General features: G+C 35.4%; 7 protein-coding genes. 5 read left to right on the top strand and 2 right to left on the bottom strand.

Features of this window, described 5'->3' with window-relative positions:
- The first annotated feature begins 193 nt into the window (after positions 1-193).
- The gene (locus tag ACQKNC_RS11780; protein ID WP_427425037.1) at positions 194-817 is read left to right on the top strand and encodes an FMN-dependent NADH-azoreductase; all 624 of its coding nucleotides are present in this window, start codon (positions 194-196) and stop codon (positions 815-817) included.
- 306 nt (positions 818-1,123) lie between these two features.
- Positions 1,124-3,484 (top strand): bifunctional 2',3'-cyclic-nucleotide 2'-phosphodiesterase/3'-nucleotidase, encoded by a 2,361-nt coding sequence (locus ACQKNC_RS11775; RefSeq protein WP_427425036.1) that lies wholly within the window; start codon positions 1,124-1,126, stop codon positions 3,482-3,484.
- A gap of 29 nt (positions 3,485-3,513) precedes the next feature.
- Here ACQKNC_RS11775 and ACQKNC_RS11770 read toward each other — a convergent pair whose 3' ends face one another.
- Positions 3,514-3,882, bottom strand: a complete 369-nt coding sequence (locus ACQKNC_RS11770; RefSeq protein ID WP_427425035.1) for a DUF2500 domain-containing protein — start codon at positions 3,880-3,882, stop codon at positions 3,514-3,516.
- Positions 3,883-4,213: 331 nt separating this feature from the next.
- Complete coding sequence (locus tag ACQKNC_RS11765) at positions 4,214-4,483, bottom strand: hypothetical protein (RefSeq protein WP_427425034.1); 270 nt, start codon at positions 4,481-4,483, stop codon at positions 4,214-4,216.
- A 519-nt stretch (positions 4,484-5,002) separates the two neighbouring features.
- Here ACQKNC_RS11765 and ACQKNC_RS11760 point away from each other — a divergent pair.
- The 3 genes from ACQKNC_RS11760 to ACQKNC_RS11750 all read left to right on the top strand — a co-directional run bounded on the left by ACQKNC_RS11760 (position 5,003) and on the right by ACQKNC_RS11750 (position 7,251).
- Positions 5,003-5,308, top strand: coding sequence for a winged helix-turn-helix transcriptional regulator (locus ACQKNC_RS11760; protein WP_427425033.1), 306 nt, complete (start codon positions 5,003-5,005; stop codon positions 5,306-5,308).
- 216 nt (positions 5,309-5,524) lie between these two features.
- On the top strand, positions 5,525-6,439 hold the full coding sequence (gene murB / locus ACQKNC_RS11755; protein ID WP_427425032.1) for a UDP-N-acetylmuramate dehydrogenase: 915 nt from the start codon (positions 5,525-5,527) through the stop codon (positions 6,437-6,439).
- Between the two features lie 56 nt (positions 6,440-6,495).
- Positions 6,496-7,251 carry an exodeoxyribonuclease III gene (locus ACQKNC_RS11750; RefSeq protein ID WP_427425031.1) on the top strand — a complete coding sequence of 252 codons (756 nt, stop codon included), beginning with the start codon at positions 6,496-6,498 and terminating at the stop codon, positions 7,249-7,251.
- The last annotated feature ends 179 nt before the right edge of the window (positions 7,252-7,430 follow it).

The following is a 7,430-nucleotide window of genomic DNA, read 5'->3' as shown; positions in this document are numbered from 1 at the left end:
GCTGGCCCAAGCGGCTCATCGAACGCCCCAAGGAAATCAACCCTACGTTATGGTGTAAATATTTTGAAATATCCGCATTTCAGTCAAAAGTCTGAGTCTACTAGCGTTGACTTTTTACGCAAAGTTTTTTAATATACTTATATATCTTGAATTCGAGATATTAAACTTTTGATTTTAAGGGAGAATTTATATAATGAATGTACTAGTAGTAAAAGCTAACAACCGTCCAGATGGTATTTCAACAAAAATGTATGACACATTTATGGAAAATGTACAAGGCGTAAATGTAACAACGTTTGACGTATTTTCAGAAGATATGCCTTATTTCGGTCAAGATCTTTTCAATGCTTTTGGTAAAGTTCAAAACGGTGAAGCGTTAACTGACATCGAATCACGTCTTTTAGCAGCAAAACAAAAAGCTATGGATGCTTTAACTGCAGCTGACGTAGTTGTTTTTGCTTTCCCACTTTGGAATTTAACAATCCCAGCAAAATTACAAACTTTCATTGACTATGTATTCCAAGCTGGTTATACATTTAAATATAATGAAAACGGTCAATTAGAAGGCTTAATGGGTGACAAAAAAGTTGTGATTTTAAATGCTCGTGGTGGTTACTATTCTGCACCTGAAGCACAACCAATGGAAATGTCAGTTAACTACATCAAAAATGTTGTAGGCATGTTCGGTATGGAAATTATCGAAGAGGTTATCATTGAAGGTCACAATGCCTCACAAGATAAAGCACAAGAAATTATTGCAAACGGCCTAGAAGCGGTTAAAAAAGTAGCTCAATCTTTACAAACTGTAAACGCATAATAAATTATTTTTTAATAAAAGTTCTCTCTAATTTGAGAGGACTTTTTTTATTTCTTTCATAGAGGTATGGTAATGGTGAAGAGGTCTAAAATATTGGTACTATGCGCATATTTTCGATTTACATTTAATAACATCATATTGTGTGAAAAAAATATGAAATAATATTATTCTATCATTTTCTAGTAAAGTGTTTTGCTATTCATTTAAAAATACATACAATTAGGACTATTTGTTCAGTTAATAAAGCAATTAGTATAATATAATAGAAATGTCAGGAAAATATTAGATTTATAGGGAGGTTGTTTCATGAATAAGAAATTAATGACTAAATTCTTAGCGATGTTACTTGTTCTATTCACGGTGTTACCATTTGGTCTTTCCGCAAATGCTGCATCAAGCGATGTGACACGTGGAGATTACGTGAAAGAACTAGTAGAAAGCTTAAATGTAGAGCTAGGTGATGGTTCTAAAATTGCCTTCACTGACGTCTCTAAGGATTTAGCCCCGTATGTAGAAAAAGCAGTAGAATTAAAGCTTATTAAAGGTAAAACGACAACACTGTTTGGCCCAAATGATAAATTGACACGTCAACAAGCATTTGTTATTTCTGCTCGTGGATTAGTCAATGAAAATGCTCCTCTTTCTGTATTAGATAAGTTTACAGATGCAGATCAAGTTGCTACAACGCATAAGCAAGATTTAGCAAATGCCGTTACAGCAAACATATTACAAGGCTTTGAGGATAACACAATTCGTCCTCGAGATTATGTAACAACTGAACAAATGCAAAGTATTATTAAACGTTTCGTAGCTGAATACAAATTACCTACATCTACAACTAAAGTGGATCTTCAAATTTTAGGTACAACAGATATTCATACAAACCTTGCAAATTATAATTATTTCTTAGATAAAGAATCAGCTGATATAGGTTTAGCAAACACAGCAACATTAATTGAACAAGCCCGTGCTAAGAATCCAAACACATTATTATTTGATAATGGCGATTTAATTCAAGGAACGCCACTAGGATCATATAAAGCTTTAGAGAACGTCCTAAAGCCAGGTGAAGTTCATCCAGCTATTGCAGCACTAAATGCACTGAAATATGATGGTGGAACTTTAGGGAACCACGAGTTCAACTATGGTTTAGAGTTTTTAGATGAAGTATTAAATGATGCAAAATATCCAGTCGTAAATGCAAACACATACGACGCTAAAACAAAAAAACATATGTATACACCTTATGTAATTCTTGATAAAGAGGTTGTAGACAATACAGGTAAAAAGCACACAATTAAAGTTGGCGTTACAGGTATCGTACCAACGAAAATTGTTGAATGGGATGCTATCCATTTAGCAGGAAAAGTAGAAATGCAAGAACCAGTTGAAGCGGTGAAAGAGGTTGTACCAGAAATGCAAAAAGCAGGTGCAGACGTAATTGTAGTACTTTCACACTCAGGTATTGGTGAGGATACTTACGTAAAAGGTAACGAGAACGTAGGATACCAAATCTCTGAGATTGAAGGGGTCGACGCTTTAATTACAGGTCACTCTCATTTAACATTCCCAGGTGACTATAAAAATCTTAAAAATGTTGTTCAAGAAAAAGGGACGATTAACGGAGTACCTACAGTAATGGCGGGAAGCTATGGTAGCTATCTCGGGGTTATTGATTTAAAACTAGAACAACAAGGCTCTAAATGGGTTGTAGTGGATGGAAAAGGCTCTATCCGTTCTATCAAACAAGAAGGCTTACAACCATCTAAAACAGTTTTAAATGCAATTAAAGAAGCACATGAAGGTACGTTAAAGTATATTCGTCAGCCTGTTGGTGAGACAACTGCACCAATCCATAGCTACTTCTCAATGGTTCAAGATGATCCTTCTATTCAAATTGTGACACAAGCTCAAAAATGGTTTATTGAAAAAGAATTAAAAGGTACTGCCGATGAAAAAACACCACTTCTTTCTGCCGCTGCTCCTTTCAAGGCAGGCTCTCGTAATAACCCTACAGATTACACAAACATTCCTGTAGGTCCGCTTGCGATTAAAAATATGGCAGATATCTATGTTTACGATAATACTGTTGCAACGATTAAAGTAACAGGAGCACAAGCAATTGAATGGTTAGAAATGGCTGCTGGTATTTTTGCAACAGTTGATCCAAATAAGACTGAAGAACAAAATATTATTGACCCAGAGGCACGTTCTTACAATTTTGACGTATTAGATGGCTTAACATATCAAATCGACGTAACATCACCAGCGAAATATGATAGTCGAGGTGTTCTAGTAAACGGAAAAGCAAATCGTATTAAAAACGCGCAATACAATGGTAAACCAATTGATTTAAATCAGGAATTTATCATTATTACGAACAATTACCGCGTAGGTGGTTCTTACGGTGCCACATTTAAAAATAAAGATGGCTCTAATATAACAAACTATGCTTATGAAAATCGTCAAGCTGTAATTGATTACATTATGGCAAACAAAACAATTAATCCTGCTGCGGATAACAACTGGTCATTTGCACCATTCCCAGCAAATACAAAAATTATTTACAACTCTGCTAAGGATGCACAAAAAGTCATTCCTGCAGGTAGCAATATCGAATATTTAGGAGATACAGAAGGCGGCACTGGTAAATATTTAATTAAATAATGATGAAATGTTAAAAGGAGAGTGCGTTGTTAAACGCTGCTCTCCTTTTTGTGTCGCTCAAACGTATGATAACGTGTTCCTTGAAATGTTAATAAGCCATAGTCACTATCTGCAAGCTGCCCATAATCACGACCATTCATTTTTAATTCTAGACGATCCCCACTTTGTACTTCGAACGTTACATAGTACGATGTATGAGCACTAGAGTTACCAGAACCTCCACTAGTGTTTGAACGTTTTGTTACGACTTTAGCGGGTACTGTTAATAATGGTTCATTGTTGTTTTTCGACCATTGAAAGATACCTTTAATAATAGTAAATGCTATAATACCGAGCACGATAAAAAACATTATTGAAATAAAACTGGGTATAAAAGAGAATTCATCAAACCAAAACATAAAAGTCCTCCAATCTACGAAACATTGTTCTAGAAGTCGTTATAAAAGATTTATTTCAAGATCCACCATAATATCAATTACATCACTAATTAATACATCACCTGTTTTCAGGAGAGTATTATAAACTAGATTAAAATCTCGAAGGTCAATTTGTGCCTTCGTTTGGAATCCATGTACTTCTTGCGCCCATGTATTTACACTGTTCCCTGTATATACTGTTTAATAGGGATAGGCTTCGTTATGTCTTTAACTTCTTTCAGCGGATATCACGGAATTATGCAGAGGCATAATTGATTAGTTAAATATCCATGTAAAGCAAATTTCTTATCTTCTAGTTTTCAATATATGTAGATGTAAACAAATTTTTTGGATAAATGTCAGCGTTAAAAAAGTAGAAGATACAAGATGACATCACGATCAAAGTTTTTTGTGGAAACATTAGCAACTGCGATTGTAAATGATATTTTACATCCTCCATTTGTTCAATATCTGACATAGCTATTTCTGCATTGTACGATTCACCATATATTTTAGATACCATCATTTGTCGTACAGAAAAGTCAATAGTTGAATGATTAAAATCAATCGCATACTTTTTCATTGGAAAAGCCCCATAAAACAGTATCTTACATGAATAATAAATTAAACAATTCGGATATTCAATGGACTTTTAGAAAAAATGATAAAATATGACAATGAAAAAGGTTTATTTTGTGAATACTTGGTAATTATGAAAAACCATGCTCCATGAAAGCAGGTTTGTCAACATAGCTTGGGAGTGTTTGCCGTTCTAACTATACGCTTTCTAGAGTAGCCCTAGCCTTCACCCTAAACCAGCCAATTTATATACATAGTTTCCGTTTTAACAAATGCATCGCTAGATAGATAATCTTATCTTTCAGATAGGTGATAAACAATGGAAGTAGTCATAATAATGAAATCATGTGCATCTATATAGTAGAAGTTGAATCTATAGTAATCCCAAAAATGAAAAAAACTATAGGTTACATTTAGTAATCAAATTCAAAATAGTAAATAGATTACTGTAAGTAAATAAGTTACTTCAAATTTACTTTTTTAAAAATAATCGTTACAATAGAGTACATAAGAGGTGAACAAAATGAGTGAGACAAATTTATGTCCTCGTTTAGCTAAAGCAATGGATTTAATCGGAAAACGCTGGACAGGGCTAATTTTATATCAATTATTAGATGGACCGCAGCGCTTTAATGAGATTGAATCTGCGTTACCAGTAAGTGGTCGTTTATTATCTGAACGTTTAAAGGAGCTAGAAAAAGAAGGGCTTGTTGAAAGGAAAGTATATTCAGAGGTACCGGTGCGTGTTGAGTATTCTATGACGGATAAAGGTCGGGGACTAGAAGGAGCGATCCGTAATATCGAATCATGGGCAACAAGCTGGCTTTAAAAGTTTGAGGTCTATCTCGAAATTTTTGATGGATAAAAAAACAATGGCCATATGTAACTCTAGTGACCATGAATTTTCTTTATCATATTCATCATCTTTGCACAGGGAGATCTGGTAAGGTGAGATAAAAAATACCCTTCATTTTACTTGTCAAATACGGGTTCTAAATCCATACTAGTGTAGAGTAAGAAGGACGTTAGAAAGGAATTAGCTCTCATGACAAAAGAACAATGGGCGGAGGATTTAGCACAGAGCATTAATCCAGCCAATATTAAGTTAGATGAATCATTACAGCAATATACTATGACAAAATTAGGTGGTAAAGCGGATATTTTCGTTCTCGCTGAAACAGAGGAAGAGGCAGCAACTGTTATTCGCTATGCTCACAAGAATAATATACCTTTATTAATGTTAGGTAATGGATCTAATATGGTTGTTCGTGATGGCGGTCATCGAGGAATCGTTGTTACATTTTCACTTTTAGATGAAATTCGCATTAATGGTGACCATGTTTACGCGCAAAGCGGTGCACTTATAAAGGATGTATCGAAATTGGCAGCGTCAGCATCTTTGACAGGCTTTGAATTTGCATGTGGTATTCCTGGCTCAGTTGGTGGAGCTATGGCAATGAATGCAGGTGCATATGGTGGTGAAATTAAGGATATTATTATTTCTTCGAAAGTGTTAACAAAAGAAGGAGAAATTTTAATATTATCAAAAGAAGATCTTGAACTTGGTTATCGTCAAAGTATCATTGCCAAGAAGGGGTATTATGTATTATCATCCGAATTTCAATTAGCAAAAGGTGTGCAGGGAGAAATTGATGCTAAAATTGCTGATTTAACGTTTCAGCGAGAATCTAAGCAACCGTTAGAATACCCATCTGCAGGGAGTGTTTTTAAGCGCCCACCAGGTCACTTTGCAGGCAAGCTTATTCAAGATAGTGGCTTACAAGGAAAAGGCGTAGGTGCTGCAGAGGTATCAACGAAGCATGCAGGCTTTATTGTTAATAAAGGTAATGCAACGGCTACTGATTATATAGCAACAATCCAAATGGTACAGCGAGTAGTTAAAGAAAAGTATGGCATCGACTTAGAAACAGAAGTGAAAATCGTTGGTGACGACTTATAGGATGCTATGCCCTTCACTAATGGTGGAGGGCGTTTTTTTGAGGAGTGAAACAGAAAATGAAGTTTATATCATGGAATGTTAATGGAATTCGAGCGTGCTTAGGTAAAGGATTTTTAGATTTCTTCAATCATGTAGATGCAGATTTTTTCTGTATTCAAGAAACAAAGTGTCAGGCTGAACAAGTGAATATTTCACTTGAGGGATATGAGCAGTATTGGAATTATGCACAGAAGAAAGGTTATTCAGGTACAGCCATTTTTACAAAACGTACCCCACTTTCAGTACGTTATGGAGTTGGTGAGGATGAATCACAGGAAGAGGGGAGAATTATTACACTTGAGTATGAAGATTTTTACTTAGTGAATGTTTATACCCCAAATTCACAGCGTGATTTAGCTAGATTACCCCTTCGTTTAGAGTGGGAGAATCGATTAGCGCTATATTTAAAAGAGCTAGATTCTAAGAAACCTATAGTTTACTGTGGCGATTTAAATGTCGCTCATATGGAAATTGATTTGAAAAATGCGAAGTCTAATGTTGGTAATTCAGGTTTTACATATGAAGAACGTGGAAAGATGACGGACCTATTGGCAAGTGGTTTTGTAGATTCATTCCGCTACATGTATCCAGATACAACAGATCACTATACATGGTGGTCTTATATGAATAAAGTGCGCGAGCGTAATATCGGATGGCGTATTGACTACTTTATTGTTTCAGAAAGACTAAAAAACAAAATTAATGTGGCAAGCATTCATTCACATATTATGGGCAGTGATCATTGTCCAATTGAATTACAGCTTAATAACTAAGATTTATGAACAATAAAATGATCAATTAAAGTATGGCTCCTCGGCAAAACGAGGGGGTGATTTCCGTTCCGGCTGGGCGCTTTGTTGCTGTCGCTTCGCTTTCACACAGATAAAACATTTGTCGCTGACGCTTCGCTTTCGCGCAGAGCAGAGCTTCCTGGGGGCGTCCGATGAGCCGC

The organism is Lysinibacillus sp. NPDC094177 (assembly GCF_050279145.1).
Classification (GTDB): Bacteria; Bacillota; Bacilli; order Bacillales_A; family Planococcaceae; genus Lysinibacillus.
This window is presented reverse-complemented; position numbering and strand designations above follow the sequence as displayed.

Coding starts and splice junctions, on each gene's coding strand:
- ACQKNC_RS11780 (WP_427425037.1), top strand. CDS start 194: ATGAATGTACTAGTAGTAAAAGCTAACAACCGTCCAGATGGTATTTCA.
- ACQKNC_RS11775 (WP_427425036.1), top strand. CDS start 1,124: ATGAATAAGAAATTAATGACTAAATTCTTAGCGATGTTACTTGTTCTA.
- ACQKNC_RS11770 (WP_427425035.1), bottom strand. CDS start 3,882: ATGTTTTGGTTTGATGAATTCTCTTTTATACCCAGTTTTATTTCAATA.
- ACQKNC_RS11765 (WP_427425034.1), bottom strand. CDS start 4,483: ATGAAAAAGTATGCGATTGATTTTAATCATTCAACTATTGACTTTTCT.
- ACQKNC_RS11760 (WP_427425033.1), top strand. CDS start 5,003: ATGAGTGAGACAAATTTATGTCCTCGTTTAGCTAAAGCAATGGATTTA.
- murB (WP_427425032.1), top strand. CDS start 5,525: ATGACAAAAGAACAATGGGCGGAGGATTTAGCACAGAGCATTAATCCA.
- ACQKNC_RS11750 (WP_427425031.1), top strand. CDS start 6,496: ATGAAGTTTATATCATGGAATGTTAATGGAATTCGAGCGTGCTTAGGT.